Raw genomic sequence first — 26,597 nt, 5'->3', positions numbered from 1 at the left:
TGCTCGCTGCCGCACCCCGCATCGACGCGTCGAATAGACAGCTGTGAACCGGGAGCGAGGCCGGAACCGGCCGGACGCAGCGCTCCCTCCGGACGAGTTTCGTGCCGCACCGGAGCGATCCCCCGCTCACGGAGCGTGGACACGGTCCGTGACGTGTCGAACCGCCGACGCGTTCGGCACCGCGAACAACACCCCGAAAACGGTGAATGTAATCGAGTCGCAACATCAGTCAATCGATCGGCGCTGGACTCAGCGGCCCATGCACCTTAGGTTGCCTTCATCGTGTCCGCCGTTTCCGACCGATCTGGAGATCGAATGACCGAAGTTTCCACGGATACGCCGATGATCCGGGTGTCCGCGGTCGACAAGTACTTCGGGTCACTGCACGTGCTCAAGGACATCAACCTTGAAATCCCCCGTGGTCAGGTCGTGGTGGTTCTCGGACCCTCCGGTTCGGGCAAGTCCACCCTCTGCCGAGTACTCAACCGGCTGGAAACGATCGATTCGGGCGCTGTCGCCGTCGACGGAGTACCGCTCCCCGAGGAGGGGCGCGAGCTGGCCGAACTCAGGGCCGATGTCGGGATGGTGTTCCAGCAGTTCAACCTGTTCGCGCACAAGAGCATCATCGACAACGTCACGCTGGGGCCGATCAAGGTCCGAAAGCTCGGCAAGGACGAGGCGCGCGAAGAGGGCATGCGGCTGCTGCGCCGGGTGGGGATCGCCGACCAGGCGGAGAAGTACCCCGCACAGCTCTCCGGCGGGCAACAACAGCGCGCGGCGATCGCACGGGCACTGGCCATGCGCCCCAAGGTGATGCTCTTCGACGAGCCGACCTCGGCACTGGACCCGGAGATGGTCAACGAGGTGCTCGAAGTGATGGCGGGGCTCGCCGAAGAGGGCATGACGATGCTGGTGGTCAGTCACGAGATGGGATTCGCCCGCCGCGCCGCACACCGGGTGCTGTTCATGGCCGACGGTGAGGTCGTCGAGGACACCTCCCCCGAGACCTTCTTCGACTCGCCCGAGTCGGATCGCGCCAAGGATTTCCTCGGCAAGATCCTCACTCACTAGGTCCGGTTCACTCCCGGACGTCGATCGGTTCCAAGACCACCACTGGAAGGGACACCCATGCGTAACGGCAAGCTGACCGCCGCGGCGATCGCGGCCTCGATGGGCCTGCTGCTCAGCGCCTGTGGCAGCGGTTCGAGCTCCGAAGAGGGCTTCTCCGCCCCCGTCGCCGAGAACCCCTCGTTCGAGCAGGGCACCACGATGGCCGAATACGCCGACTCCGGCGAGATCACCATCGGGACCAAGAAGGACCAGCCGTTGTTCGGGTTGGAGAACCTCAACGGCGAGATGCAGGGTTTCGACGTCGCCATCGGCGAGATCATCGCGGGCAAGCTCGGCATTCCGGCTGACAAGATCAACTGGAAGGAAACCCCGAGCAAGAACCGCGAGCTGTATCTCGAACAGGGCAAGGTCGACATGGTCGTGGCCACTTACACGATCAACGACAAACGCGCCGAGCGGGTCACCTTCGCCGGGCCGTACTACGAGGCCGGTCAGGACCTGATGGTCAAGCAGGACAACAACTCGATCACCGGTCCGGAGTCGCTGCGCGACAGCGACGCCAAGGTGTGCTCGGCCAGGGGCTCCACGCCTTCCGAGCGGATCCGCGAGTACGTCGACTCCTCCCGGCTGGTGTTGTTCGACACCTACTCGAAGTGCGCGGACGCGCTGCGCAACGGCCAGGCGCAGGCGGTCACCACGGACAACTCGATCCTGATGGGCCTGGTCAGCGAGAACGAGAACCAGTTCAAGGTGGTCGGCAACACCTTCAGCGAGGAGCCCTACGGCGTCGGGATCGTCAAGGGCGATGTGGACTTCTGCCAGTTCATCAACGACAGCCTGCGGACCGCCGCCGAGAACGGCACCTACCAGGAGGCCTGGAACTCCAGCGCGGGCCAGGTTTCGGAGAAGACACCGGAACTGCCCGAGCTGCAGTCCTGCGGCTGAGCCTCATCCGTCTGTGTGAGGGGGCACCGGCGATCCCGGTGCCCCCTTTCAGCTCGCTGGAGTGAAACGTGCAAGTCCTTATCGACAACTATCATCTGTATCTGCGGGGGCTGGGCACGACGCTGCAGATCTGCCTCTACGCGGGACTGCTGACCCTGGTGGTGGGCACGTTCATCGCGGGTTGCCGCGTCGCCCCGCTCACCCCGCTGCGTGCGTTCGGCACCGCCTGGGTGACGGTGTTCCGGAACTGTCCGCTGGCCGTGGTGCTGTTCTTCATGGCGTTCGGCATCCCGGCGCTGGGGATCAACGCCTCGTACTTCGTGTTCGGCACCATCGGACTCGCGCTGTACACCTCGGCATTCGTCTGCGAGGCGATCCGCAGCGGCATCAACGCCGTCTCCCCGGGTCAGGCGGAGGCCGCTCGCTCCGTGGGACTCGGTTTCGGGCAGACCCTGCGGCTGGTGATCCTGCCGCAGGCGGTGCGCAGCATCATCCCCCCGCTGGGCAGCGTGATGATCGCGATGATCAAGAACTCCGCGATCGCGGGGGCGTTCGGAATCGGGGGCGATCTCTACGCGGTGGGGATCCGACAGTCCTCCGCCCAGGGTGAGGAGATCATCCCGGTGTTGCTGGGTGTGGCGCTGGGCTATCTGATCATCACCATCCCGGCCGGACTGCTGCTGGGTTACGTGGAACGGAAGGTGGCGATCGCACGATGAGCGACTCCGTGCTCTACGAGGCTCCCGGACCACGTGCCAAGCTCCGCGCCCGCTACGCGAGCGTGATCACCGGTCTCGTACTGCTCGCCGTCTTCGGCTGGGTGATCTACCGACTGGCTCAGGGCGGTGAGTTCACCTACGAGAAGTGGGGTCCGCTGATCGACCCCACCAACGAGAGCTTCACGCCACTGTGGACCCTGCTCGGCAAGGGGTTGGGCAACACCCTGCTGGCGGCCGGTTGGTCCATCCTGTTCTCACTGGTGATCGGCACGATCCTCGCGTTGACCAGGGTGACGGCCGCGGCTTGGTACCGCTGGGCCGTGGTCGGGGTGATCGAGCTGCTGCGCGGCACCCCGGTGGTCGTGCTGATCTTCTTCGCCTACCAGGCGCTGCCGGTGATGGGTCTGGACCTGCCGGTGATGTGGTCGCTGGTCATCGGGCTGACCGCGTACAACTGCGTGATCATCGCCGAGATCGTGCGTGCGGGGATCGACTCACTGCCCAAGGGGCAGAGCGAGGCGGCCTACGCCGTGGGGATGCGCCGCGGCCAGGTCATGTTCAACGTGCTGCTGCCGCAGGCGTTCCGGGCCATGCTGCCCGCGCTGATCAGCCAGCTGGTGGTGGTTCTCAAGGACACCTCGCTCGGTTTCACGATCAGCTATCCCGAGTTCGTGCAGCGGGGTGAGACGGCCATCGAGAACCTCGGCAATCCCATCCAGCTGTACCTGTTCATCGCGTTGATCTTCATCGTCATCAACTACACGCTGAGCAAGCTCGCGGTGTACACCGAGCGCAGGTTGAGCCGTGGTCGCAAGTCATCGGCGACCGCGGAGCCGGAAAGCGCCGCCGCCACCGGGGACTGAGCCGATTCCGACCGGAGGACCGGTGGGGCACGGCCGCGGCCGTGCCCCACGGGCGACGATCGCTCCGCGGCACCGGCGGGGTGGCGGAATCCGTCGGATCTACCGGCCCGTGCGAACCACGGGAGATCGCCGACGAACGTTTCATCCGGACAGCTCGGGGGCCCGAGCTTCGGGACGCCTGTCGCGCAGCGTCTTGTCCGCCGCCTCCGCCCAGCGCCCGTCGTCGATCGCGGCGTGGAGCACCGCACGCAACCGATCACGGAACCTCGCGTCGCCCTCGGCGACCCCGACCAGCCGTTCCACCGGCCGGCCCTCGGGGCCGGTGACGACATAGGGAGCCACCACGGTCACCCCGGTCGCCTTCCGGTCGAACCCGCCCAGCAGCACATCCACGCTGCCACGTGAGAGGGCTCCGGTCCGCAGCGAGTCGGGCAGTCTACGGAACGCGACGTCGGACCGGGACTCCAGCCCCACCCCTTCGGCCAGCAGACCGGCCATCCGGGCGTCGAAACCGCGGTATTCCCCGTCGGTCCGGCGCAGGAAGTCAGCCGCGTCGGCGGGAACGCCCACGAGCAACTCACCGCGTCGACGGATCTCGGAGAGGGCGGGCGAACCCGGCAGCCGCGCGCCCTCGCTCGGGGGCGTCGCCGAGGTCCCCGCACCGATGGAGGGCTCCGCACCGACGGAGGACTCCGCACTGCGCTGCTCGGGCGGAAGCACCGCGGCTCCCCGCTCACCGTCGGTGCTCGCACAGGCCGAAAATAGCGACACGAAAACCAGTCCGAGCACCGCACGGGGAACCGCTCGTAGCCACATGCCCGTAATCCTCGTCCCGTTCGTCACTCGGTGTCCACCTGCCTCGGAGAACATTGCTGTAGGCTCGGGGCCGACTGGATCGGTTGTGATACACGGTTAACACCGGATAAAGTCCGCAATCGGTTCATACCAATCGAGGCGCCAATGTCGTCGCCCGTCCGTACCGCACCCCCGTACGCACCGGGAGGCGATGAGTGACACCGACAAGTGTGCATCCAGTAATCCGCGAAGTTACCGAGCGTATCGCCGAGCGCAGCTCCACGACGCGCCGCGAGTACCTGGAACGGCTTCGCGCCGCGAAACACACCGAGCCCGCCAGGGCGAACATGGCCTGCAGTAACCTCGCCCACGGTTTCGCCGCCATCAGCGGCACCGATCGCGAGTCCGTGAAAGGCCTCGTACGTCCGGGCGTGGCGATCGTTTCGGCGTACAACGACATGCTGTCCGCGCACAAGCCCTACGCGGAGTTCCCGGACTGGATCAAGGAGGCCGCCCGCCACGAGGGCGGCGTCGCGCAGTTCGCGGGCGGCGTTCCCGCCATGTGCGACGGCATCACGCAGGGACGCGACGGGATGGAACTGTCCATGTTCTCCCGCGACGTGATCGCGATGGCGACCGGTGTGGCGCTGTCGCACGAGATGTTCGACTCCGCGCTGCTGCTGGGGATCTGCGACAAGATCGTGCCCGGACTGCTGATCGGCGGACTGACCTTCGGGCACCTGCCGATCACCCTGGTACCGGCCGGTCCGATGCCCTCCGGACTCCCCAACGGGGAGAAGAGCCGGATCAGGCAGCTGTTCGCGGAGGGCAAGGCCACCAGGGAGGAACTGCTGGAGGCCGAGGCCGCCTCCTACCACTCCCCCGGCACCTGCACGTTCTACGGCACGGCGAACTCCAATCAGCTCGTCGTGGAGATGATGGGGCTGCACCTGCCTGGCTCCACCTTCGTTCCGCCGGGAACACCGCTGCGCAGGGCGCTGACCGAGGAAGCGGCCAGGAACGCGGTCCGGGCCGCGAAGTCCGAGGAAGCCCCTTCGATCGGGGAGATCATCGACGAGCGCGCCATCGTCAACGGTGTCGTGGCGCTGCTGGCCACCGGCGGTTCCACCAACCACACGATGCACCTGCCCGCCGTGGCCTCGGCCGCGGGAATCCAACTGACCTGGGACGATTTCTCCGATCTTTCCTCGGTGGTGCCGCTGCTGGGCAGCGTCTACCCCAACGGCTCCGCCGACATCAACCACTTCACGGCAGCGGGCGGGGTGCAGACCCTGGTCTCCGAACTGCTCGATGCGGGACTGGTGCACCCGGACGTGCGAACCGTCGCCGGTGACGGGCTGGAGCGCTACCGCGAACAGCCCTTCCTGGAGGACGGTGAATTGGTCTGGCGGGAAGGCCCCGGTCGGAGTCTGGACACCAGCGTGTTGCGCGGCGTCTCCGACCCGTTCGACACCGAGGGCGGCCTGCGGGTGCTCGAGGGCAACCTGGGGCGCTCGGTTATGAAGGTCTCGGCCGTCAAGCAGCAGCACCGCTCCGTGACTGCCCAGGCACGGATATTCGACGACCAGGAGCAGTTCAAGGCCGCGTTCCAGGCCGACGAACTCAACCGCGACGTCGTGGTGGTGGTGCGCAACCAGGGGCCACAGGCCAACGGAATGCCCGAGCTGCACGGGCTCAGCCCCGGCCTCGGTGTGCTGCAGGATCGGGGCCACCAGGTGGCGCTGGTCACCGACGGCCGCATGTCCGGTGCCTCCGGCAAGATCCCCTCCGCCATCCAGGTGACCCCCGAGGCCAGCACGGGGGGCCCGTTGGCGAGACTCCGCGACGGTGACATGCTCCGGGTCGACGGTGAACAGGGCACTCTGGAGGTGCTGGTCCCCGACGAGGAGCTCGCCTCGCGAGAGCCCGCCGCCCCGGCGGCACTGCACCAGTTCGGCACGGGACGCGAACTGTTCGCCACCTTCCGGCAGGCTGTCGGCAGGGCCGACCAGGGTGCCAGCGTCTTCCCCACACCGGAACAGCAGACGCAGGCGCAACAGCCACAGGCACAACAGCAGTCCCGCGACGAAGTCTCCGCCTGAGCCAGCACGAACGGATTCCACGATGCGAGCCGCAACCGACATCCTCGATATCAGCCCGGTCATCCCCGTCGTCGTACTCGACGACGCGGCCCACGCCGTCCCGCTCGCCCAGGCGTTGCAGCGCGGCGGTATCCGAACCATCGAAGTCACCCTCCGCACCCCGGTCGCACTGGAGGCGATCGAGCGGATCAACGGTGAGGTCGAGGGCATCACCGTGGGAGCGGGGACGATCACCCAGCCGGGGCAGGCCAAGGAAGCGGCCCGTGCCGGAGCGGGTTACCTGGTGACGCCGGGTACCACCGACCGGCTGCTGGACGAGGTGGCCGATACCGAGCTGCCCGCGCTGCCGGGAGTCAGCACCGTTTCGGAAGCGCTGCGACTGGCCGAGCGCGGCATGCGGGCGCTGAAGTTCTTCCCGGCCGAGCCCGCGGGCGGGGTGCCGTACCTCAAGTCGCTGAGCAGCCCGCTGCCAGATCTCTCCTTCTGCCCGACCGGAGGAGTCACCCCGGACAATGCCGGACGCTACCTGGCGCTGCCGAACGTGCGCTGTGTCGGCGGCTCCTGGCTCGCCCCGAAGGAAGCGCTGACCAAGGGTGACTGGGGCCATATCGAGGCCCTGGCTCGCCAGGCGGTCGCGCTGGGCTGATCGGGCGCTGCGCGGGCGACGTCGATTTCGCGCGAAATTGACGCCACCAAGTACGGCGGCGTGGCCCCACGTGCGTCGATTTCGCGCGAAATGTACGCCGGTACGGGCGGCGGGTGCCTCCGGAGGCGGCCCCGCACGCGCCGGCAGTGTCCGTTCCGGGGCCGAGCGGACCGCGATCACTCGACCGGCCGCACCTTGGTACTCGGATCACCGTCGATCGCCGCCGCCATGCGTGGCACCAGACCGTCGAGCGCTATGGGCAGGCTGAGCGGACTGGAGAAGGTCACCGCCCCGTTGAGCGTGCTCTGCCGCCGCATGGTGATGTCCCGGCCCTGCTCGACGACGTCGAGCTGCTGGTAAACCCCTTCACGAGCGATGCTGTCCTCCGGGGCACCGTAAACCCCCAGCACCAGCACGTCGGCTTCGAGCAACTCGAAACGTTCCTTACTGAGCTGCTTGGCTTCCCGGCTCTCACCGGAGAACAGATCCTCGGTCGCGGAGGGCATCCGAAGCCCGAGTGTGCGCAGGAATCGAGGAGCCGGTCCTTCGGCGTAGACCCATGCCTTCCCACTCATGGACGCGGCCAACAACCCTGTGGCCCCGTCGAACGCCGGATGTTGCGAACGGGCCCGCTCGAATCTGGCTTCGATGTCGGTGACGAGTTGCTCCGCCTTCTCCCTGTGGTCCAGGATCCTGCCGACAGTCCTGGTCATGTCCTGCCAGGGCACACCGTAATCGGCGTACTCGCCGGGCTGGGCAACCGTGGGGGCGATCGCGGAGAGCTTGTCGTACTGCTGCTTCGTCAGACCGGAGTTGAGGCCGATGATCACGTCCGGTTCCAGTGCCGCGATCCGTTCGAACTCCAGCTCCTGCCTCGCCAGCACCTCGGGCACCTCGCGATCGCCCAGTTTCTCCCGGGCCCAGGGCCACAGCGCGCCCTCCTTGCCGCCGAACCACTCGCGGGTGGCCACCGGGGCGGTACCGAGCGCGAGAACGGTGTCCTGATCGGTCATCCCCACGGTGACGACTCGTTCGGGACGCTCGGTGATCTCGGTGGTTCCGTGCTTGTGCTCGATGCTTACCGGGAAAGCACCCGAGCCGGAACCGGATCCCGAGCCGGAACCGCCCCCGTTGCCGGGAGCACAGGCCGTGAGGAGTAATAACCCCGCACCACCGAGCAGACCTCTGCGGCTGATCTCGGAACGGGTGGGGCCGGACTTGTCGCGTGGCATTGCGTACCTCAACTACCGGAGTCGACGTTTAGGTTAGCCTAAACAAAACGAAATGCCAGGTTCAAGAGCGCCCCACCCGGCGTACGGGATCACCGCGCCATCGTCGGGGTGATTCGGGACACAGCGGCACGCAGCGAGTCGGCAACGGAACGCCCCGTGCTTTCCAGCGCCGATCTCGACATGACGCCGGTACTCACCAGCACGCACTCCGCCCCGACCTCCGCGGCGGCACGGGCGTCGTCGGTAACGTCGCCGATGAGCACCGCCTCGGACGGCTCCAGCCGTAACGAGCGCAGGTGCGCGTCCAGATACGCCGCCTTGGAACCGCCGACCTCCGAATCGCGCAACCCGTCTATCCGGCCGAACACCGAACTGAGTCCGAAACGGTCGACCAGCGGCACCAACTCGTCGTGGAAGAACATGGACAACAGCGACTGGCTGCCGCCCCGATCCCGCCAGTCCCGCAACACGTGCGGTGCCTCGGGGTCGAGTTCGCAGGTGTGCAGCAACCGCCGGTAGGCGTCGTGATAGATACGATCAATGGTCCGCCAGTCCCGCTGATCGATCTCGCGTCCCAGCACTCGCTCGTAGGAGTCGCGCAGTGGCCTGCCGAACACGGCGCGCCAGCCGGGGAGATCGACCGGTTCGGCGTCGTATGCCTCGCAGACCGCGTTGACCGAGGCCACCACGGCCTCGTTGTCCGCGAGCAGTGTGCCGTTCCAGTCCCAGACGATGTGCCGCGTCGGCGGCAGTTCACTCGATCCGCTCACCGGCGGAGCCTATCGTTGCCCACTGGGCTTCGAGTCGAGATCTCCCCCGAACCGTTGGCGAGCGGGCACCATCGAACACTCGGAGGAAAAGTGACCGTCGAGTCCGGAACTACGGCTTCGGGAGACGCGAATACCGCTGTGTGGTGTCAGTCCTCCGGTTCGAGCCACAGCTCGTCGTCCGGTGTGGACATTTCCGAATCGGCCGCCTCCAGTTCCTCCCGCACCACTCGGAAGGCCAACGCCTGACCGTAGCCCTTGCGCGCGAGCATCCCCAACAGTCGGCGCATCCTGGCACGCGGCTCGACACCGGTCATACCGCGCGATTTGCGCCGTACCAGCTCGCGGGCACGTTCCACTTCGGCATCGGTGTCCACCTCGTGCAGCGCCTCGGCGGCGGTCTCCTCGTCGATCCCCTTTTCCCGGAGTTCCTCCCGGAGCGCACCGCGCCCCAGTCCCCGCTGCCGGTGACGACCGCGTACCCAATCCGCGGCGAAGGCGGCGTCGTCGACCAACCCGGCCGCCACGAACTTGTCGAGCACGGCCTCTGCCGTTTCCGGGGCCACCCCGCCACGCAGCAGGGCACGCAGCAGCTCCGCCCGGCTGCGTGCCCGGATCGCGAGCAACCGGTAGACGGTCTCGCGTGCCGTTCGCTCGTCACCGGGTTCACCGGTGGTGTCGTCCGAGTCCGCCGCAGTGCCCTCCGGCGCCGCCGCGGTGTCGTCCGGGGCCACTTCGGAGATCTCGGCGGCCGACCTCGCAACCGGACTCGACGCCCCGTCAGCGGGAGGCACGGTCTCGTCCGCGGCGGATTCGGTCTCGGTCAAGGAAGTCACCACTCCGCTCAGAAGTCGACGGGGGCGGGTTCACTCTGCTGCTCGGCCGTGTCGGCACCCGCGCCCGGTCCGATGCCCATCTTCTCCTTGATCCGCTTCTCGATCTCGTTGGCCACGTCCGGGTTGTCCCGCAGAAACTTGCGCGCGTTCTCCTTGCCCTGGCCGAGCTGATCGCCCTCGTAGGTGTACCAGGCGCCGGACTTGCGCACGAAGCCGTGCTCGACTCCCATGTCGATCAACGAGCCCTCGCGGCTGATGCCCTGTCCGTAGATGATGTCGAACTCGGCCTGCTTGAACGGCGGGCTGACCTTGTTCTTGACCACCTTGACCCTGGTGCGGTTGCCGACCGCGTCGGAACCGTCCTTGAGCGTCTCGATGCGCCGTACGTCCAACCGCACCGAGGCGTAGAACTTCAGCGCCTTACCACCGGTGGTCGTCTCCGGCGAGCCGAACATGACGCCGACCTTCTCGCGAAGCTGGTTGATGAACACCGCGGTGGTCTGCGAGGTGTACAGCGCGGAGGTCAGCTTACGCAGCGCCTGACTCATCAGCCGCGCCTGCAGCCCCACGTGACTGTCACCCATCTCCCCCTCGATCTCGGCCTTGGGCACCAGGGCGGCGACCGAGTCGATGGCGATTATGTCCAGCGCATTGGATCGGATCAGCATGTCGGCGATCTCCAGCGCCTGCTCGCCCGTGTCGGGCTGGGAAACCAGCAGCGAGTCGGTGTCCACACCGATCGCCTTGGCGTACTCGGGGTCCAGGGCGTGCTCGGCGTCGATGAACGCCGCCGTTCCGCCCCCTTTCTGAGCGTTGGCCACCGCGTGCAGGGCGACCGAGGTCTTACCACTGCTCTCGGGACCGTAGATCTCGACGACGCGTCCGCGCGGCAACCCACCGATGCCGAGCGCGATGTCCAGCGCGATCGAGCCGCTGGGGATCGCCTCCACCGCCGGGCGGTTGTCCTCGCCCAGCCGCATCACCGATCCCTTGCCGAACTGCTTGTCGATCTGGGCAATGGCCAGTTCAAGAGCCTTGTTCTTGTCGTTGCTCTTGTCGCCACCCTTGTCGGATGCTGCTGCCATCGGGGTCCACCTCGGTCGGTTCGAAGGTCGTGGTCTCAGGGCCGACGCTACGGGTCAGGGCCGACATTCCGGCTCCGGGTCCACGCATCCGTGGACAACCTGCCCGGCTGTGGACCCATTCTAACCGAACTAATGTTCGAAAGCTCGTCGACACACCGTCCCGGCCACGGTCTCTCCCTGTTGATCAGGTGCGATCTGTCGCTCTCCCGGGGGACACTGGAGTCATTCCGGCGGGCACACCGCGGGAAGTCGCACCGAGCACCCGGGCCGAAAACCCAAACCGGCGGCTTTCCCGGAGCTCACCCCGGGGTCCACCCGGCTGGACGAACGACCACTACGGCCCGCACGACGGGCGTCAGGAGGTGGCCGGATGCGCATCGATCGTTATCTGCCGCCGACACACTGGCTGAGCAAGGTCTACCGGGGCGGGGCCGCGGCCTTCGGCGGCGCACTGATCGCCTTCGGCGTACTCGGATTCACCAACAACCTCGGGTTCTTCTCGACCAGCGGTCAGCAGGTACTGGGGCTGAACACCAATGGCCTGCTTTCGCTGATCTCCGTGGTGGTGGGTGCGCTGCTGATCGCGGCGGCCGCGATCGGAGGGCCGCTGGCATCGACGGTCACCGCGACGATCGGCGCGTTGTTCCTGCTGTCCGGCCTGGCCAACCTCGCCGTGCTCGAAACCGGGTGGAACCTGCTCGCGTTCGAGATGCAGAACGTGGTGTTCAGCCTGATAGCGGGCATGCTGCTGTTGTTCGTCGGGTTGTACGGCCGGGTCAGTGGCGGGCTGCCCGAGGACAATCCGTTCGTGCTCTACCGGCACCGGGAACCACCGGAGGGCGAGGTCCCCGCACAACGCGACGCGGAGGAGCACCGAGCCGCCGAGCTGAAACCGCTGGCCGACGCGGAGATGGCTCTTGGCGAGGGACACGCCACGCCGGAGCAGGAGCAGTTGGTTCGGGCGGAGACGCTGCGCCTGGCGAGGGCGGAGCGGCAACGCGCCTACGAGCACTACGCCCACATCCAGCAGGCACTGCGGAACGAACGCAAATCCTCCGGGACAGGAACGGAAGAGACCGGCTCCGGCGGCTGACGGGAGTCCTCCCGTCCGGGTATTGAGCCCGCTCAGCGCCTGCCGCCTGGCACCTCGAAGCTGTCGCAGAGTACCGACCAGACCCGCTTGGGCTCCCAGCCGGCTTCCAGGGCCTGATTGACGGTGCGCTCACCCAACGCCGCCAGCACGTGGTCCCTGGCCAGCGTGTCGGCTCGGACCTCGCCGAACTCCTCGGCCATTCGCCGCCGCAAAACCGTGTAACGCATCCTGACCAGGCTACGGGTCCCGTACGGATGGGGAGCTCCGCGTCCGCCGGATAGGCTGGTGCCATGTCGCAGGCCGAACTGACCGGATTGTCCTCGGTATGGGGGCAGGTGGCGCTGGCCGCCATGTTGCTGATCATAGTGATCCTGTTGCTGCGCAGGCTGTGGAATCAGCGGGGACGCTGACGACGAAGGTGGTGCCGTGCGCACCGAACGGGTTCCACGGTGCGTGGGGAGCACCGCTCCGAACCCCGAGTAACCGGCCCCGCGCACCCCGCGGCAGCGGGCGGGAACCTCCGCCGGGCGAGCTACACCGGCGAATCGGACGAGGCGATGTTCCTTCGACGAGACACTGCTCATCGGGCGCGCGTGTCGGACATTGACCCCAGCATGGAACCGTGACGGATCCACTGGAACGGTTCTCGCCGCCCACACGGGGGTGGTTCCGCGAGACGTTCGAGGCCCCCACCCCCTCGCAGGCGGAGGCATGGCGGGAGATCACCTCCGGACAGCACACCCTGGTGATCGCGCCGACCGGCTCGGGCAAGACGCTGGCCGCGTTCCTGGCCGCCCTGGACCGGCTGACCCACACCGCCCCGCCGGAAGACCCGAAACGTCGGTGTCGGGTGCTGTACGTCTCGCCGATGAAGGCACTCGTCGCGGACGTGCGCCGCAACCTGCGCGCCCCGCTCGCGGGAATCGAACGGGAGGCCCACCGGCTGGGCGAGGAGATCACGGATGTCGCCGTGGCCACCCGCACCGGTGACACTCCCACCGACGAACGACGAGCGTTCGGACGGCGTCCGACCGACATCCTGGTCACAACCCCGGAGTCGCTGTTCCTGCTGCTGACCTCGAGCGCACGGGAGGCGTTGCGCGGCGTGGAGACGGTCATCGTGGACGAGGTGCACGCGATGGCGGGCGACAAGCGCGGCGCGCATCTGGCGGTCTCGCTGGACAGGTTGGACGAGTTGTTGCCCGGTCCGGCACAGCGGATCGGGCTCTCCGCCACGGTGCGGCCCGTCGACGAGGCGAGCGAGTTCCTGGCGGGAGGCAGGCCGGTCCGCGTGGTCCACCCGCCCGAACCGAAACAGGTCGACGTTTCGGTGCGGGCTCCGGTGGAGAACATGGCCCATCCCGCGTCGGGGAGCACCGAAGCGGACGGCCCGGGTGGACGCGCGGTCTCCGTCTGGCCGGCGCTGCGGGAACGGATCCTGGAACTGGTGCGACAGCATCGCTCCACGATCGTGTTCACCAATTCGCGGCGACTGGCCGAACGGCTGACATCGGGCCTCAACGAACTCGCCGCGGAGCGCGATCCGGACGCCGGGGCAAGCACGACCACCCGGGACGGCACGAGACCACCGGACACTCCCCGGTCGTTTCCCGCCGAGGCCGTGGGGGCCTCGGGCGTCACCAGCGGGGTGACAGCGGTCGTGGCGCGTGCGCATCACGGTTCGATGTCCAAGCAGCAGCGCACGTCGGTCGAAGAAGAACTCAAATCGGGCGGGTTGCCGTGCGTGGTGGCCACTTCCTCGCTGGAACTGGGCATCGACATGGGTGCGGTGGATCTGGTCGTACAGCTCGAGACGCCACCCAGCGTCGCCTCGGGGACGCAGCGAATCGGGCGGGGCGGCCACCGGGTCGGCGAACCCTCTCGAGGGATCGTTTTCCCCAAGTTCCGCGGTGACCTCGTCGGATGCGCGGTGGTGGCGGAACGGCTTCGTTCGGGAGCGATCGAGGCACTGTCGGTACCTCGCAACCCGCTGGACGTAGTGGCACAGCAGATCGTGGCCGCGGTGGCCATGGATGTCCGCGGAGTGGAGGAGCTCGCCACGCTGCTGCGGCGGTCGGCACCGTTCGCCGGGCTATCCGACTCGGCGCTCCGCTCGGTGCTGGACATGCTCGCGGGGCGCTATCCGAGCGAGGAGTTCGGCGAATTGCGAGCCAGGATCGTATGGGACAGGACCACCGACGAACTGCGTGCCCGTCCCGACACGCAGCGGCTGGCCGTAACCTCCGGCGGCACCATCCCGGACCGGGGACTGTTCACAGTGGTCACGCGAACCGCCGATTCCACGGGGGGTTCCGGCCGGAAGCGGGTCGGCGAGCTGGACGAGGAGATGGTCCACGAGTCCCGGGTCGGGGATACTTTTCTGCTGGGCACCTCCTCCTGGCGGATCTCCGAGATCACTCACGACCGGGTGATCGTGACCCCGGCTCCGGGCACCCCCGCGCGGATGCCGTTCTGGAAGGGCGACTCGACGGGCCGCCCCGTGGAGCTGGGCCGTGCGGTTGGTGGTTTTCTCCGCGAGATCTCCTCGGCCACTCCCGAAGAGGCTCACGAGCGCACCCACGAGGCGGGCCTGGACCGCCCGGCGCGGGAGAACCTGCTGGCTTACCTGGAGGAGCAGCGGGCGGCGACCGGCCACGTACCGGACGATCGCACGATCGTGGTGGAGCGGTTCAGGGACGAGCTCGGCGACTGGCGGATAGTGGTGCACTCCCCGTTCGGCGAGCGGGTCAACGCGCCGTGGGCCCTGGCGCTGGGCACACGACTGCGCGAACGCGGGGTCTCGGACGTTCGACCGGTTTCCGCCGACGAGGGAATCGTGCTGCGCGTCGGCGACGCGCTCGACGACTCCGGGGCCGAGGTGGTGCCGAACGCCGAGGATGTCGTGCTCGCCCCGGATGAGGTGGAGCAGCTGGTCACCGACTCGATAGCCGGTTCGGCACTGTTCGCCTCCCGATTCCGGGAATGCGCGGGACGAGCACTGCTGCTACCTCGCAGGGACCCGGGACGCCGCGCTCCGCTGTGGCAGCAGCGACAACGTGCCACCCGGCTGTTGGAGGTTGCCGCGCGTTACGAGCGCTTCCCGATCGTGCTGGAGGCGATGCGGGAGTGTCTGCGCGACGTCTACGACGTGGCCGGACTGCGTGAGCTGATGTCGGAGATAGCCCGACACCGCATCCGGGTGGTCGAGGTGTCCACCACCGGCCCGTCCCCCTTCGCGCGGAGCCTGCTGTTCGGCTATGCCGGGATGTTCCTGTACGAGTCGGACGCTCCGCTCGCCGAACGCAGATCGGCGGCGCTGAGTCTGGACACCGCACTGCTGGCCGAACTGCTCGGCTCGGAGGAGATGCGGGAGCTGCTGGACGCCGAGAGCGTTGTCGAGACGGAGAACGGGCTGCAGCGGCTGGACCGACGACGGCACGCCCGTGGTCCGGAGGACACGGCGGACATGCTGCGGGTGCTGGGCGATCTCGCCGAGGCCGAGGCAGCGGCGCGGGGCATCCGGCGGGAGTGGCTCGCCGATCTGGCGCGACAGCAGCGTGCGCTGCTGGTCCGTATCGCGGGCGAAGCTAGGTGGATCGCCGTCGAGGACGCGGGCAGGGTCCGGGACGGACTGGGCGTGGCGCTGCCCGACCGTGTGCCCGAGGTGTTCACCGAACGGGTCGAGGATCCGTTGGGGGAACTGGTGTCGCGGTTCGCGAGGTCTCGTGGGCCCTTCCGTGTCGCCACGCTCGCGGAGCGGTTCGGGCTCGGGACGGCGGTGGTCGCGGAAGTCCTGGAGCGACTGCGGAACTCCGGCCGGTTGGTGCGGGGTGCACTGCGTCCAGTGGAGGCGGGCGGTGACGGCGGCGCGGAGTACTGCGACGCCGAGGTGTTGCGCAGGCTACGACGTGTCTCGTTGGCCAAGCTCCGTTCCGAGATCGAACCGGCCGAACCGGCGGCGCTGGGCAGGTTCCTGCCGGTCTGGCACGGCGTGGGCTCGAACGATGTACGCACGCGGCGGGACGGTTCCGCCGCGGACGTGCTCGCGGTGGTCGAACAGCTGGCCGGGGTCCCGCTGACAGCGGGTTCGCTGGAATCACTGGTGCTGCCCGCACGGGTTCCGGGCTATCGACCGGCCATGCTGGACGAACTCACCACCGGTGGTGAGGTGGTCTGGGTCGGAGCCGGTCCGTTGGCGCGCGACGACGGCTGGGTGGCGCTGGCACCGTCCGACATCGCCGATCTGGTGCTACCGGACCGGGTGAGCAGCCACGAGAACTCGGACACCCACGACGCGGTCCGGGAGGTGCTGGGGGACGGCGCGTTGTTCTTCCGCCAACTGGCCGACCGGGCCGCCGAACTGCTCGTCCCACGCTTGGGAACGGAACCGAGCGACGCCACGCTGGTCTCGACGCTGTGGGACCTGGTCTGGTCCGGTGAGGTCACCAACGACACCCTGGCGCCGCTGCGCGCCCTGCTCTCCGGGCGACACGCCACTAGTCCTCCCCGCCGCGCACCGCGAAGGCGCTACGCCAGACCGACCTCGGTCAGGGCGGTCGCCACGACGGGCTCCGGGCCACCCAGCGTGACGGGCCGCTGGTCACTGGCGCCGACCCCTTCGGGGGAGACCACCCGCCGCGCGAGCGCGCGCACCGAGACCTTCCTGCAGCGCCACGGCGTGCTGACCCGCGGCTCGCTGGAGATCGAACGGGTCACGGGTGGGTTCGCGGCCGTCTACCAGGTGCTGCGCACCATGGAGGAGACGGGCGGCTGCGGACGCGGCTACGTGGTGGCCGGGTTGGGCCCCGCGCAGTTCGCGGCACCCGGGGCCGTCGACCGGTTGCGCGACTTCGACGGCTCGCCCCGGCAGCAGGAGCACGAGCGGGCGGTGCTGCTCGCCGCGACGGATCCGGCACAGCCGTACGGGGCGGCGCTGCCCTGGCCGGAGGTGGCCGGGGACACCCGGCACCGGCCGGGACGCAAAGCCGGTGCGCTGGTGGTGCTCCTCGCCGGGGAGCCGGTGTTCTACATCGAACGGGGAGGCAAGTCGCTGCTGTCGTTCACCGAGCGGGAGGCGCCACTGCGCGCCGCGGCCGCACGGCTGGCCGAAGCGGTGGCCGAGGGCGAACTGGAGCAGTTGGTGTTCCGCCGTGCCGACGGGGAAGGCGCGATCGGCAGCGAGCTGGCGGGAATTCTCGTCGCGGCCGGATTCCGGCCCACTCCGCAGGGACTGCGCCTGCGGAATTGAATCGGCGGCGAGCCACGCACGAAGGGCGCCACCGTGACGTCGATCCCCCCACCGGGAAGCATGGGCGGTGGTGAATCCTCTAGGGTGCGAAGCTGTGACCGCTGCACCGTCTCCGCGTTGCGAACGAGTGGTGGAACTCTCCGCCGACGAGCTGCGTGCCAGGCTGCCCGAAGCCGTGCGGGTATACGTCACGGCCATGGGGTATCCCACCTGGGCCACGCAGCAGCGTATCCCGATCTGGTCGGCACACATGTCACGCGCCGGATGGCGCTGCGTGGTGGCGTTCAACGATCGGGACGAGGTGAGCGGCGTCGGTTACGGCTACTCGGGGGCCACCGGGCAGTGGTGGCACGAACAGGTGCGCCGCGGGATGCTGGAACGTCTGCCCCAACAACGGGCGCACGAATGGCTGGACGACTACTTCGAGCTGACCGAGCTGCACGTCCACCCGGACACGCAGGGACACGGCCTGGGGGAAAGTATCCTGCGCACCCTGCTGGCGTCCGCGCCGGGCACGAGGGTCCTGCTCTCCACCCCGGAGGGCCCCACCAGAGCGTGGCAACTCTACCGGCGGGTCGGTTTCGTAGACGTGCTGCGCGACTACCGATTCAGCGGTGACCCTCGCCCGTTCGCCGTCCTGGGACGCGAGTTGCCGCTGGAAGAGTCCTCCTGAGAGGCGGCGCCGGTGCCCGGCGGGCCGCGAGGGCACCGGCAGGCCCTTTCCGGAGCCGCGCGTCCCGGCGAAGCGGCTCGTTTCCGACCGGGCCGCCGTATTCCGGGGCGGCGGAACCGGTCACAGGTACGAGAGCTGCTCCCGCAGCGTGTCCAACCCCATGGGCCCCATTTCGAGTGCGTCGCGGTGGAACCGCTTGAGGTCGAAGTCCTCGCCGTGACGCTGCCGTGCCTCGTCCCGCGCGGACAGCCACAGCCGCTCACCGAGTTTGTAGGACGGGGCCTGGCCCGGCCACCCCAGGTAACGGTCTATCTCGTCGCGCACGAGGGCGGTGTCGGTAATGGTGCGGGTGAGCATGAACTCCAGCCCGAGTTCGGGGGTCCAGGTCCGCCCCTCGTGGAAGCCGGTCCCCTCCGGAATGCGGAGCCGGAGGTGCATACCGATGTCCACGATCACCCGGGCCGCCCGGAAAAGCTGCTCGTTGAGCATGCCGAGCAGATTGCCGTCGTCGGCGAAGTAGCCCAGCTCGCGCATCAGCCGCTCGGCGTACAGCGCCCATCCCTCGCCGTGAGCGGAGACGAAACAGCCCAGCCGCTGGAACTTGTTCAGCCTCTCGGCCTGGTGCACCGCCGTTGCCACCTGCAGGTGATGGCCCGGCACACCTTCGTGGTACACGGTGGAAACCTCACGCCAGGTGGAGTACTCGTCCTTGTCCGGCGGGACGGACCACCACATCCGACCGGGCCTGCTGAAGTCGTCGTTCGGCGGCGTGTAGTAGGCCCCCGTTCCACCACCGGGCGGGGCGATGAGGCACTCCAGGTTCAGCAACGGCTCGGGAATGTCGAACTGCGTTCGGCTCAGGTCCCGCAACGCCTGATCGGACAACCGCTGCATCCACTGCGCGAAAGCCCGCTGACCGTGCACCCGATAACGCGGATCGGCATCCAGGGCCGCGGCGGCCTCCGCGAGGGTGGCCGAGGGCTTGATCCGATCGGCGACACGTTTCATGTCCGCCTCGATCGCGGCGAACTCCCGCCATCCCCACTCGTAAGCCTCGTGCAGGTCCAGTTTCGCGCCGGTGAAGTACCTCGACCAGAGACGGTAGCGTTCCTCCCCCACGGCGTCCTCCGCCGGAGCCTGCGGCAACAGCTCACCACGCAGGAAGTCCGCGAGTCCGGCGTAGGCTTCCGAGGCGAGGTCAGCGGCGGTGTCGAGCTCCGCACGCAAGTTCGGCGAAAGGTTCTCGGCACGTGCGACCATGCCTCCGAAGAAGGACTTGCCGTCGGTCCTGCCGGACCAGGTGTCGCACTGTTCCGCGACGCGCTTGACCTGTCGTGCCGCCGCGACGTCGCCGTTGGCCGCCGCTTCGGAGAGCCCCGCGGTCAGCCCCTTGACGGCCGCGGGCATGGCGGCCATCCGTTTGGCGATGTCGTCCCAGTGCCGCTCGGTCTCGCCCGGCATCAGGTCGAAAACCTGCCGCAGTTCCTGGACCGGGCTCGCGATGACGTTCAGCGCCGACATGTCGGCACCGGCCTCGTGCAGTTCGACGTCCAGACCGACCCGTTCGGTGAACACCGCCTTGGCGATCCGCTCCGACTCGTCGACGGGTTCGGCGGCGGCGACCTCTGCCAGGGCACGACGGGCCAGGTCCCCCCGTGCACGATGACCGTCCGGTGAGTAGTCGGGCAGCTCCTGCTGCCCCACGGAAAACCCCAGCATGGTCGCGGCTATGGGATCGAGCGCCGCGAGCTCCTCCACGTAACGGTTGCTGATCTCGTGCACGCCCCGGGCCTCGGTTGACATGGCAGCACGCTACCTCGCCGCTCCGCGGCACCGAACACGGATCCGTCGCCTCGGACGGCACACCACTGCGCGCAGCCGGTGAAAAACGCTGTGACGTGGCACGATCACAAAGGTGCGGGGTGTGCGGTGTTCCGGTAACGCGACTCGTTCCCGATGGGGCGCGTCGCTGATGATCATGCTCGTGGGCATCCTCGTCTCAGGGTGTCTGAACGCGACCGTGTCGCTGAGTATCAACGGCAAGGACGAGGTCTCCGGTGAGGTGATGGTCGCCGTCCCACCTTCCTCGGAACGACACGAGTTCCGACTGCGGGTGCCGGAGGAACTTTCCGACAAGGTCCGGCTGAGTTCGTACCGGGAAGGGGATGCTCGTGGTTCCAAACTGGAGTTCGACGAACTGAGCTTCGACGAGGTGGAGCGGCTGGCGGCCCAACTGAACCGGGCCGATTCGCGGTACAAGCTGTCGATCTCCAGATCCGGCTCACTCGTCGAGGTGAACGGCTCGGTGGATCTGACTCCACTGGCGGAAACCGATTCGGAGGTGCTGGTGGAGATCAGCGCGCCGGGTGAGGTGACCACCACCAACGGCGAGACGAACGCCGGGATGGTGAGCTGGCAGCCCCGCCCCGGAGAGGTCACCGAGATATCGGCGACCTTCCAGTTCACCGATGCCAGGAGCGCAGGACTGTTCGGCTGGTCGTTGGTACTGGGCGGCGTGACCTTCGGCACGGCACTGCTGGTGGCGGTACTGGCACTGGTCACCCGCCAACGTGCCCGAGCCGACTCCGGAAGACGCTGAGGAACACGACGGAACCCGTCCGTACGACCGGTCTCCCGACCGGGGAGTCGGTGCCACCGGTTGGTGGGACCGGTACACAGCGGCGCGCGCCGAGCCGGTACGGCCCACGGCGCGCCCGCCGGGTGCGCCCATGAAGCGCCGGCGCACCCCGTGGTGCGGACGCACCCGCTCGTCACGGAGGATGAAAACATGTCCCTGGAGAACCCGCTGGCAGGAGACGAGACGACACCGGACGTGGATCACGATGTCGCGGAGCACGTACGCCGAGAACTGACCGAGTATCTTCACTTCCGGGTCCGAGAGTGCGCCGAGTTGGATCCTGCCATCTCCGAGGCCGCCGAAGAAGTGTCGGAATTCGTGCTGCGCGGCGGCAAACGGATCCGTCCCACCTTCGCTTGGTGGGGTTGGCGCGCCACCGGAGGAGAGGAACGGGACCGGGACGCCGGGAGCATGCTGCGCGCAGCCAGCGCGCTGGAGCTGATCCAGGCATGCGCGCTGATCCACGACGACCTCATCGACGGATCGGCCACCAGGCGGGGCAAACCGACCGTGCACGTGCGGTTCGCGGCCACGCATCGGGAGAACGGCTATGCGGGAACCCCGGAGCACTTCGGGCTCGCGGCGGCCGTGCTGTTGGGTGACCTGGCGCTGAGCTGGGCCGATGACATGCTGCACGCCGCCGGATTGCCGCAGGACGCGTTGGAACGAGCGCTGGAGCCGTGGCGGTCGATGCGTACCGAGGTACTCGCGGGCCAGTACTTGGACATGCTCGGGCAGGCCCGCGCGGACGAATCCCCGGATTCGGCACTGCGGATCGATCAGCTCAAGTCCGCTTCCTACACGGTGGAACGTCCGTTGCAGTTCGGTGCGCGCGTCGGGGGAGCTGATCCGGCCACGGTCTCGACACTGCGCGGCTTCGGCGCGGACATCGGAATCGCGTTCCAACTGCGCGACGACCTGCTCGGCGTGTTCGGCGACCCCGAGATCACCGGTAAACCGGCGGGCGACGATCTTCGCGAGGGCAAGCGCACGGTGCTGGTGGCCGAAGGGATGCTGCGTGCCCGGCAGCAGCACGACGAGGCCGCCGCACGCCTGCTGAGCTCCGCACTCGGCGACTCCGAGCTGACCCGGCCCCGCGTGGAACTGGTCCAGGAGGCACTGACCCGGCTCGGTGCGGTCGAAGCCGTGGAACGACGCATCGACGGGCTGACGGAGTCCGCGATGGCGGCACTGCACACCGACGTACTCGCGGAACCGGCCGCGACACGACTCAAGGAACTCGCGATCACGGTGACCGACCGCAGCCGATGACACGGGAGCCGATGACACGGCAGCCGCTGAAACGAACGCGGTCCGAACTCGTTCGGCACTCCCCCTGAGCCAGCACTCCCCGGAGCCGGGACTCACGAGAACCGGCACTCACCAGGAGCGGACGCCCGCACGGAGCGGATCACCCGGTGCGGAAGTCCCGTCCGGCCGCTTCGCACCGGCGTGTCGATCACAAGGCCATGGCCTGCGCTCGCCGTTTGACCTCGCGGCCACGATCACCACGCAACGCGTCGATCGGAGTACCGGGGAGCGTGTCGTCGGGGGTGAACAGCCACTCGAGAATCTCGTCCTCGGTGTAGCCGTTGTCCCGCAGCAACGTGATGGTGCCCGGAAGCCCCTTGACGACGGACCCCATCGTCAGGAACGCCTCGGGAATCACCAGCTCACGTTCCCGGCGCATCGCGACCAACTGACCGTCACGGATCAGCTGGTGCACTCTGGTCAACGGATAACCGAGACGCTCCGCGACGGCGGAGATGGAAACCACGTCCACCTCGGTGGAAAGCACATCCGGAGCGGAAGGAACCGAACTCACATCGCCCAGCTTGCCAGTACGCCGATCAGATTTCCACCTCGGTATGCCGCCCACGAGGCCACCGCGACCTCGCCTACCATCGGTAGCGTGTTCGAGGGTGAGTTCGGGAGGATCCGCACGAGTTGCGACGCGATGACTTCCGTCCGGGCAACCGAGGCCGAGTCGAGCCGACCGGGCTCCGCCCGGGCGAGGGCGAGACGATGAGCCCGGCCGAGCCGGGCAGCGGTGCCGATCCGAACAACAGGGGCGACCCGAACAACGGGGCCAACGGGCTGCTCGGGCACATGTTGGAGCGCCGCTACCGCGTGGACAGCGTGCTCGCGCACGGCGGCATGTCCACGGTTTACCGCGGATTGGACACCAGGCTGGACCGGCCGGTGGCCCTGAAGGTAATGGACACACGCTACGCCGGTGACCAGTCGTTCACCGACCGGTTCGAACGCGAGGCGAGGGCAGCGGCACGCCTGCACCACCCCAACATCGTCTCCGTCTACGACCAGGGCGTGGACAGGGAGATACCGGGCGAGGACCGGCTCTACCTGGTCATGCGGCTGGTCGAGGGCGGCACACTGCGGGACCTGTTGCGCGCTCGGGGATCGCTGCCGCTGTCGGTGGCGCTGAGCGTGCTGGAGGCGGTGCTGGCCGCTCTCTCGGCGGCGCACCACGCGGGCATGGTGCACCGGGACATCAAGCCGGAGAACGTGCTGATCGGCCGCGACGGGTCGGTGCAGGTGGCCGACTTCGGACTGGTGCGGGCGGCCGCGGGCGCGGGCTCGACCAGCGGTGACGTGATCCTGGGGACGGTGGCCTACCTCGCTCCGGAACAGGTGACCAGCGGGGCCGCGGACGCTCGATCGGACGTGTACGCGGCGGGGATCGTGCTTTACGAACTGCTGATCGGACATCCCCCCTACACCGGTGACACGGCGCTGTCGGTGGCGTATCGACACGTCAACGACGACGTCCGCCCGCCGAGCGAACAGCTTCCCGAGCTACCGCCCGCCGTGGACGAGCTGGTGCTGCGGTTCACCCGGCGTGACCCCGCGTGGCGTCCCGCGGACGGGGCCGCCGCGCTTCGCGAGCTGCGGCAGAATCGGGACTGGATCGGCCTGGCCGGTGTTCCGGTGCCGGTACCGCACCCCGGCAGCACCGAGCCGCCCGAACCCGACGGGCCGCCCACCGAGCAGATCCCGCCGGTACCACCCGCCGCTGTCGGCAACGGCACGTCGAGCGAACCGGGGCCGCGGGGAACCCGCGCCTTGCGACGCCCGTCATCCGCACCGACCCCGGAAGCCTCCGAAACCACCAACGAGTTCGCCTCGGTCCCGGAGGACGAGTCCCGGGGTGGTTCCCGCCGTCGAAATCGCGTGGCGGCGGTGGTCGGGGTGGTGGTGCTGGTGGGCGCCCTGATCGCCGGGGGTGCCTGGCTGCTGGGCGGAAACTCGTACGTGCGGGTACCGGAGCTGGCGGGGTCCTCCCTTTCCGAGGCGAAGGAGGCCCTCCGCGCCAACGAACTGAAAGCAGACGTCTCGAAGACTTACCACAACACGGTCCCCGCGGACACCGTGATCAGCGCCGCGCCGCAGGAGGGTACCCGCATCCGCAGCGGTGACCAGGTGGAACTGCGCGTCTCACGGGGTCGCCCCACGGTTCCCGAGATCGAATCGGGCAGCCGGGTCAGCGAGGTGCAGAGCAAGCTCCGCAACGCGAAGTTGTCCCCGAAACTGGACTCCTCGGCCAACCGCTACCACGACAGCGTACCGAAAGGGCGAGTGATCGGAGTCACGCCGGAGCCGGGGAGCAAGATCAAGACGAGCGGCTCAGTCACGATCATCGTCAGCAAGGGACCCGCTCCCGAGCCGGTTCCGGACGTGAGGGGAATGGGCCGCGACCAGGCGTTCACCGCACTCAGCGAGGCCGGGTTCGAACCCTACGAGGCCGGGCGGGAATTCGCCGAGGGAGTGGCGAACGGCCACGTGGTGCGGACCGACCCCTCGGCGGGCAGCGAAGTGCCGATGAGCGGTGAACCACGGGTCGGTGTGGTGCTCTCCAGTGCGGTCGAGGTGCCCGAGTTCAGAGGGAAGACCGTGCAACAGGCGCAGCAGCAGGCGGCGCGGGTCGGACTGACCCTACGCGTGGACTCGTTGTTCGGCAGGGACAACGGTCGGGTGGTGCGGCAACAACCGAGCCCGGGAAGCACCGTCAAACGCGGATCGCAGGTCAAGGTCACGGCCTTCTGAGGAAATCGCCCGGCGGTGGAACCGCTTCGGGAACCGCTCTCGGGCACCGAGGCGGGCCCTACTCTCCGAGGCGGGACCGGACTCGGGAGCCGATCCGCGCCGCCCACCGACTCCACGGCGCGGGAGGGAGGGTGCCGAGCCGACTCGGCACCCCGCGGATCGCCTCAGTCGCGTAGCATCTCGGCGATCAAAAACGCCAGTTCCAGCGACTGCTGGGTGTTCAGCCGCGGATCGCACGCGGTCTCGTAACGTCCGGCCAGATCGGTGTCCGAGATGTCCTGCGCTCCTCCGAGGCACTCGGTGACGTCCTCACCGGTGTGCTCGATGTGGATACCGCCGGGATGCGTTCCCAGCCGGTGGTGCACCTCGAAGAAGCCCTGCACCTCGTCGACCACCCGGTCGAAGTGGCGGGTCTTGTAACCGGTGCTGGACTCGTGGGTGTTGCCGTGCATCGGGTCGCACTGCCAGATGACCTGGTGTCCCGAGGCGGTGACCTTCTCGACGATGGGACCGAGCGTGTCACGGACCTTGTCATTGCCCATCCTGCTGATCAGGGTGAGCCTGCCGGGTTCGTTGTGCGGATCGAGCCGTTCGACGTACTCCACCGCCTGTTCCGGTGTGGTCGACGGTCCGATCTTGAGTCCGATCGGATTGGCGATCAGCTCGGCGAAGGCGATGTGCGCCCCTTCCGGCTGCCGGGTCCGCTCCCCCACCCAGAGGAAGTGGCCGGAAAGGTCGAACAACCTCGGCTCCGGGCCGCTGGTGTCCAGCCGCAGCATCGCGCGCTCGTAATCCAGCACCAGTGCCTCGTGGCTGGAGTAGAAGTCCACGCCGTGCAGGCTGGTGTCGTCCACACCGCAGGCGGACATGAAACGGAGCGCACGATCGATCTCGGCGGCGATGGATTCGTACCGTTCGCCCGCCGGGGAGTTGAGGACGAAGTCCTTGTTCCAGTCGTGCACCTGCTCCAGCGCGGCCATACCACCGTTGGTCAGCGCACGCGAGAGATTCATCGTCGCGCTCGCGTTGGCGTAGGCGCGGATCATGCGGGAGGGATCGTGCTCACGGGCCTGCTCGTTGGCCACCAGTGAGTTGACCATGTCCCCGCGGTAGGCGGGCAGCCCGAGGGAGTCGGTGTCCTTGGAACGCGGTTTGGAGTACTGGCCGGCCATCCGTCCGACCTTGACGACCGGGGTGCTCGCGCCATAGGTCAGCACCACGGCCATCTGCAACAGGGTGCGGATACCGGCGCGGATGTGCGGTTCGGTGTTGTCCGCGAAGGTCTCCGCGCAGTCCCCGCCCTGCAGCAGGAACGCTTCACCGCGCGCCACGGCGGCCAGATTGCTGCGCAGCTGCTGAACCTCGGGAGGAACGGTCACCGGCGGTACGCTCTCCAGTACCGAGCGCACGTTGCGCACTTGCTCCGGATCCGGCCACCGCGGCTGCTGAGCTGCCGGGCGGGACAGTGCATCGTCGAGACGGGTACGCAGTTCGGCGGGTAGCGGCGGGAGTTCGGGAAGAGTGTCCACCGGCACGTCGACGGTCCAGGATTTGAGACCGGCCGAAGGTGCGCCCTGAGCTGCTGTTTCGGGGTCAACGGGCATGTTGCCCAGCGTAGCGGTTCCGTCCCGCATGCTGTGATGCTGTCCCGAGTGCTGAACGGCACGGTCGATGCGCCCGGTTGGCACCGCTGTGTGCCTCCCTGCCGCTGGTCCCACCCCGCTGGTCCCACACTGGCTAGCCCCACACCGCTGGGCGTCGCCCAGCTGGGCGACGCCCGAGCAATCGCGGCACGCTGCCGCGCTCGCCGAGGCCGCGC

Annotated in this window: 21 protein-coding genes; 12 read left to right on the top strand and 9 right to left on the bottom strand. The window is 68.2% G+C overall.

Going from position 1 to position 26,597, the window contains the following annotated elements; genetic code table 11:
* Positions 1-342 precede the first annotated feature (342 nt).
* The 4 genes from ACOQFL_RS00400 to ACOQFL_RS00385 all read left to right on the top strand — a co-directional run bounded on the left by ACOQFL_RS00400 (position 343) and on the right by ACOQFL_RS00385 (position 3,598).
* Complete coding sequence (locus tag ACOQFL_RS00400) at positions 343-1,071, top strand: amino acid ABC transporter ATP-binding protein (RefSeq protein WP_435542446.1); 729 nt, start codon at positions 343-345, stop codon at positions 1,069-1,071.
* A 57-nt stretch (positions 1,072-1,128) separates the two neighbouring features.
* On the top strand, positions 1,129-2,016 hold the full coding sequence (locus tag ACOQFL_RS00395; RefSeq protein ID WP_435542070.1) for a glutamate ABC transporter substrate-binding protein: 888 nt from the start codon (positions 1,129-1,131) through the stop codon (positions 2,014-2,016).
* A 68-nt stretch (positions 2,017-2,084) separates the two neighbouring features.
* Entirely contained in the window at positions 2,085-2,735 is a 651-nt protein-coding gene (locus ACOQFL_RS00390; RefSeq protein WP_092628642.1) for an amino acid ABC transporter permease, read from the top strand.
* Positions 2,732-3,598 (top strand): amino acid ABC transporter permease, encoded by an 867-nt coding sequence (locus ACOQFL_RS00385; protein WP_435542069.1) that lies wholly within the window; start codon positions 2,732-2,734, stop codon positions 3,596-3,598. The genes ACOQFL_RS00390 and ACOQFL_RS00385 overlap by 4 nt, the downstream gene beginning before the upstream one ends.
* Positions 3,599-3,739: 141 nt before the next feature.
* On the opposite strand, the gene ACOQFL_RS00380 is transcribed toward ACOQFL_RS00385, so the two are convergent.
* Entirely contained in the window at positions 3,740-4,414 is a 675-nt protein-coding gene (locus ACOQFL_RS00380) for a type 2 periplasmic-binding domain-containing protein (protein WP_435542068.1), read from the bottom strand.
* A gap of 194 nt (positions 4,415-4,608) precedes the next feature.
* On the opposite strand from ACOQFL_RS00380, the gene edd reads away from it, so the two are divergent.
* On the top strand, positions 4,609-6,495 hold the full coding sequence (edd, locus tag ACOQFL_RS00375) for a phosphogluconate dehydratase (protein WP_435542067.1): 1,887 nt from the start codon (positions 4,609-4,611) through the stop codon (positions 6,493-6,495).
* A gap of 22 nt (positions 6,496-6,517) precedes the next feature.
* Positions 6,518-7,141: a bifunctional 4-hydroxy-2-oxoglutarate aldolase/2-dehydro-3-deoxy-phosphogluconate aldolase gene (gene eda / locus ACOQFL_RS00370; RefSeq protein ID WP_435542066.1), complete on the top strand. Its 624-nt coding sequence runs from the start codon at positions 6,518-6,520 to the stop codon at positions 7,139-7,141.
* 176 nt (positions 7,142-7,317) lie between these two features.
* On the opposite strand, the gene ACOQFL_RS00365 is transcribed toward eda, so the two are convergent.
* The 4 genes from ACOQFL_RS00365 to recA all read right to left on the bottom strand — a co-directional run bounded on the left by ACOQFL_RS00365 (position 7,318) and on the right by recA (position 11,061).
* Positions 7,318-8,373 carry an iron-siderophore ABC transporter substrate-binding protein gene (locus ACOQFL_RS00365; RefSeq protein ID WP_435542065.1) on the bottom strand — a complete coding sequence of 352 codons (1,056 nt, stop codon included), beginning with the start codon at positions 8,371-8,373 and terminating at the stop codon, positions 7,318-7,320.
* Between the two features lie 89 nt (positions 8,374-8,462).
* Positions 8,463-9,143 carry an HAD family hydrolase gene (locus ACOQFL_RS00360; protein ID WP_435542064.1) on the bottom strand — a complete coding sequence of 227 codons (681 nt, stop codon included), beginning with the start codon at positions 9,141-9,143 and terminating at the stop codon, positions 8,463-8,465.
* Between the two features lie 146 nt (positions 9,144-9,289).
* Positions 9,290-9,967 (bottom strand): regulatory protein RecX, encoded by a 678-nt coding sequence (locus ACOQFL_RS00355; RefSeq protein ID WP_435542063.1) that lies wholly within the window; start codon positions 9,965-9,967, stop codon positions 9,290-9,292.
* 17 nt (positions 9,968-9,984) lie between these two features.
* Positions 9,985-11,061 carry a recombinase RecA gene (gene recA, locus ACOQFL_RS00350; RefSeq protein WP_435542062.1) on the bottom strand — a complete coding sequence of 359 codons (1,077 nt, stop codon included), beginning with the start codon at positions 11,059-11,061 and terminating at the stop codon, positions 9,985-9,987.
* Between the two features lie 370 nt (positions 11,062-11,431).
* Here recA and ACOQFL_RS00345 point away from each other — a divergent pair, with 370 nt between their 5' ends.
* Positions 11,432-12,154: a DUF4383 domain-containing protein gene (locus ACOQFL_RS00345; protein WP_435542061.1), complete on the top strand. Its 723-nt coding sequence runs from the start codon at positions 11,432-11,434 to the stop codon at positions 12,152-12,154.
* A gap of 32 nt (positions 12,155-12,186) precedes the next feature.
* Here ACOQFL_RS00345 and ACOQFL_RS00340 read toward each other — a convergent pair whose 3' ends face one another.
* A complete protein-coding gene (locus ACOQFL_RS00340) occupies positions 12,187-12,381 on the bottom strand; it encodes a DUF3046 domain-containing protein (protein WP_435542060.1) in 195 nt (64 codons plus the stop codon).
* A 395-nt stretch (positions 12,382-12,776) separates the two neighbouring features.
* Between ACOQFL_RS00340 and ACOQFL_RS00335 the strand changes: the two genes are divergently transcribed.
* Entirely contained in the window at positions 12,777-17,402 is a 4,626-nt protein-coding gene (locus ACOQFL_RS00335) for an ATP-dependent helicase (protein WP_435542059.1), read from the top strand.
* 94 nt (positions 17,403-17,496) lie between these two features.
* A complete protein-coding gene (locus ACOQFL_RS00330; protein ID WP_435542058.1) occupies positions 17,497-18,075 on the top strand; it encodes a GNAT family N-acetyltransferase in 579 nt (192 codons plus the stop codon).
* A 120-nt stretch (positions 18,076-18,195) separates the two neighbouring features.
* Here ACOQFL_RS00330 and ACOQFL_RS00325 read toward each other — a convergent pair whose 3' ends face one another.
* Entirely contained in the window at positions 18,196-19,878 is a 1,683-nt protein-coding gene (locus ACOQFL_RS00325; protein ID WP_435542057.1) for a DUF885 domain-containing protein, read from the bottom strand.
* A 121-nt stretch (positions 19,879-19,999) separates the two neighbouring features.
* On the opposite strand from ACOQFL_RS00325, the gene ACOQFL_RS00320 reads away from it, so the two are divergent.
* Positions 20,000-20,674 carry a DUF3153 domain-containing protein gene (locus tag ACOQFL_RS00320; RefSeq protein WP_435542056.1) on the top strand — a complete coding sequence of 225 codons (675 nt, stop codon included), beginning with the start codon at positions 20,000-20,002 and terminating at the stop codon, positions 20,672-20,674.
* Positions 20,675-20,863: 189 nt separating this feature from the next.
* Positions 20,864-21,985 carry a polyprenyl synthetase family protein gene (locus ACOQFL_RS00315; RefSeq protein WP_435542055.1) on the top strand — a complete coding sequence of 374 codons (1,122 nt, stop codon included), beginning with the start codon at positions 20,864-20,866 and terminating at the stop codon, positions 21,983-21,985.
* A 187-nt stretch (positions 21,986-22,172) separates the two neighbouring features.
* Here the strand turns inward: ACOQFL_RS00315 and ACOQFL_RS00310 are convergent, their stop codons facing one another.
* The gene (locus tag ACOQFL_RS00310) at positions 22,173-22,538 is read right to left on the bottom strand and encodes an Rv2175c family DNA-binding protein (protein WP_435542054.1); all 366 of its coding nucleotides are present in this window, start codon (positions 22,536-22,538) and stop codon (positions 22,173-22,175) included.
* A gap of 200 nt (positions 22,539-22,738) precedes the next feature.
* Between ACOQFL_RS00310 and ACOQFL_RS00305 the strand changes: the two genes are divergently transcribed.
* A complete protein-coding gene (locus tag ACOQFL_RS00305; RefSeq protein ID WP_435542053.1) occupies positions 22,739-24,778 on the top strand; it encodes a Stk1 family PASTA domain-containing Ser/Thr kinase in 2,040 nt (679 codons plus the stop codon).
* A 164-nt stretch (positions 24,779-24,942) separates the two neighbouring features.
* Here the strand turns inward: ACOQFL_RS00305 and ACOQFL_RS00300 are convergent, their stop codons facing one another.
* Positions 24,943-26,382 carry a class II 3-deoxy-7-phosphoheptulonate synthase gene (locus ACOQFL_RS00300; protein WP_435542445.1) on the bottom strand — a complete coding sequence of 480 codons (1,440 nt, stop codon included), beginning with the start codon at positions 26,380-26,382 and terminating at the stop codon, positions 24,943-24,945.
* Positions 26,383-26,597 lie beyond the last annotated feature (215 nt).

The sequence above is a fragment of the Actinopolyspora sabaoui genome (assembly GCF_051225635.1).
GTDB lineage: Bacteria > Actinomycetota > Actinomycetes > Mycobacteriales > Pseudonocardiaceae > Actinopolyspora.
This window is presented reverse-complemented; position numbering and strand designations above follow the sequence as displayed.

Bases quoted from the DNA above. Each gene is read 5' to 3' on its own strand.
- ACOQFL_RS00400 (WP_435542446.1), top strand. From the start codon at position 343: ATGATCCGGGTGTCCGCGGTCGACAAGTACTTCGGGTCACTGCACGTG.
- ACOQFL_RS00300 (WP_435542445.1), bottom strand. From the start codon at position 26,382: ATGCCCGTTGACCCCGAAACAGCAGCTCAGGGCGCACCTTCGGCCGGT.
- ACOQFL_RS00380 (WP_435542068.1), bottom strand. From the start codon at position 4,414: ATGTGGCTACGAGCGGTTCCCCGTGCGGTGCTCGGACTGGTTTTCGTG.
- ACOQFL_RS00340 (WP_435542060.1), bottom strand. From the start codon at position 12,381: ATGCGTTACACGGTTTTGCGGCGGCGAATGGCCGAGGAGTTCGGCGAG.
- ACOQFL_RS00325 (WP_435542057.1), bottom strand. From the start codon at position 19,878: ATGTCAACCGAGGCCCGGGGCGTGCACGAGATCAGCAACCGTTACGTG.
- recA (WP_435542062.1), bottom strand. From the start codon at position 11,061: ATGGCAGCAGCATCCGACAAGGGTGGCGACAAGAGCAACGACAAGAAC.
- ACOQFL_RS00345 (WP_435542061.1), top strand. From the start codon at position 11,432: ATGCGCATCGATCGTTATCTGCCGCCGACACACTGGCTGAGCAAGGTC.
- ACOQFL_RS00365 (WP_435542065.1), bottom strand. From the start codon at position 8,373: ATGCCACGCGACAAGTCCGGCCCCACCCGTTCCGAGATCAGCCGCAGA.
- ACOQFL_RS00385 (WP_435542069.1), top strand. From the start codon at position 2,732: ATGAGCGACTCCGTGCTCTACGAGGCTCCCGGACCACGTGCCAAGCTC.
- ACOQFL_RS00305 (WP_435542053.1), top strand. From the start codon at position 22,739: ATGAGCCCGGCCGAGCCGGGCAGCGGTGCCGATCCGAACAACAGGGGC.
- eda (WP_435542066.1), top strand. From the start codon at position 6,518: ATGCGAGCCGCAACCGACATCCTCGATATCAGCCCGGTCATCCCCGTC.
- ACOQFL_RS00395 (WP_435542070.1), top strand. From the start codon at position 1,129: ATGCGTAACGGCAAGCTGACCGCCGCGGCGATCGCGGCCTCGATGGGC.
- ACOQFL_RS00315 (WP_435542055.1), top strand. From the start codon at position 20,864: ATGTCCCTGGAGAACCCGCTGGCAGGAGACGAGACGACACCGGACGTG.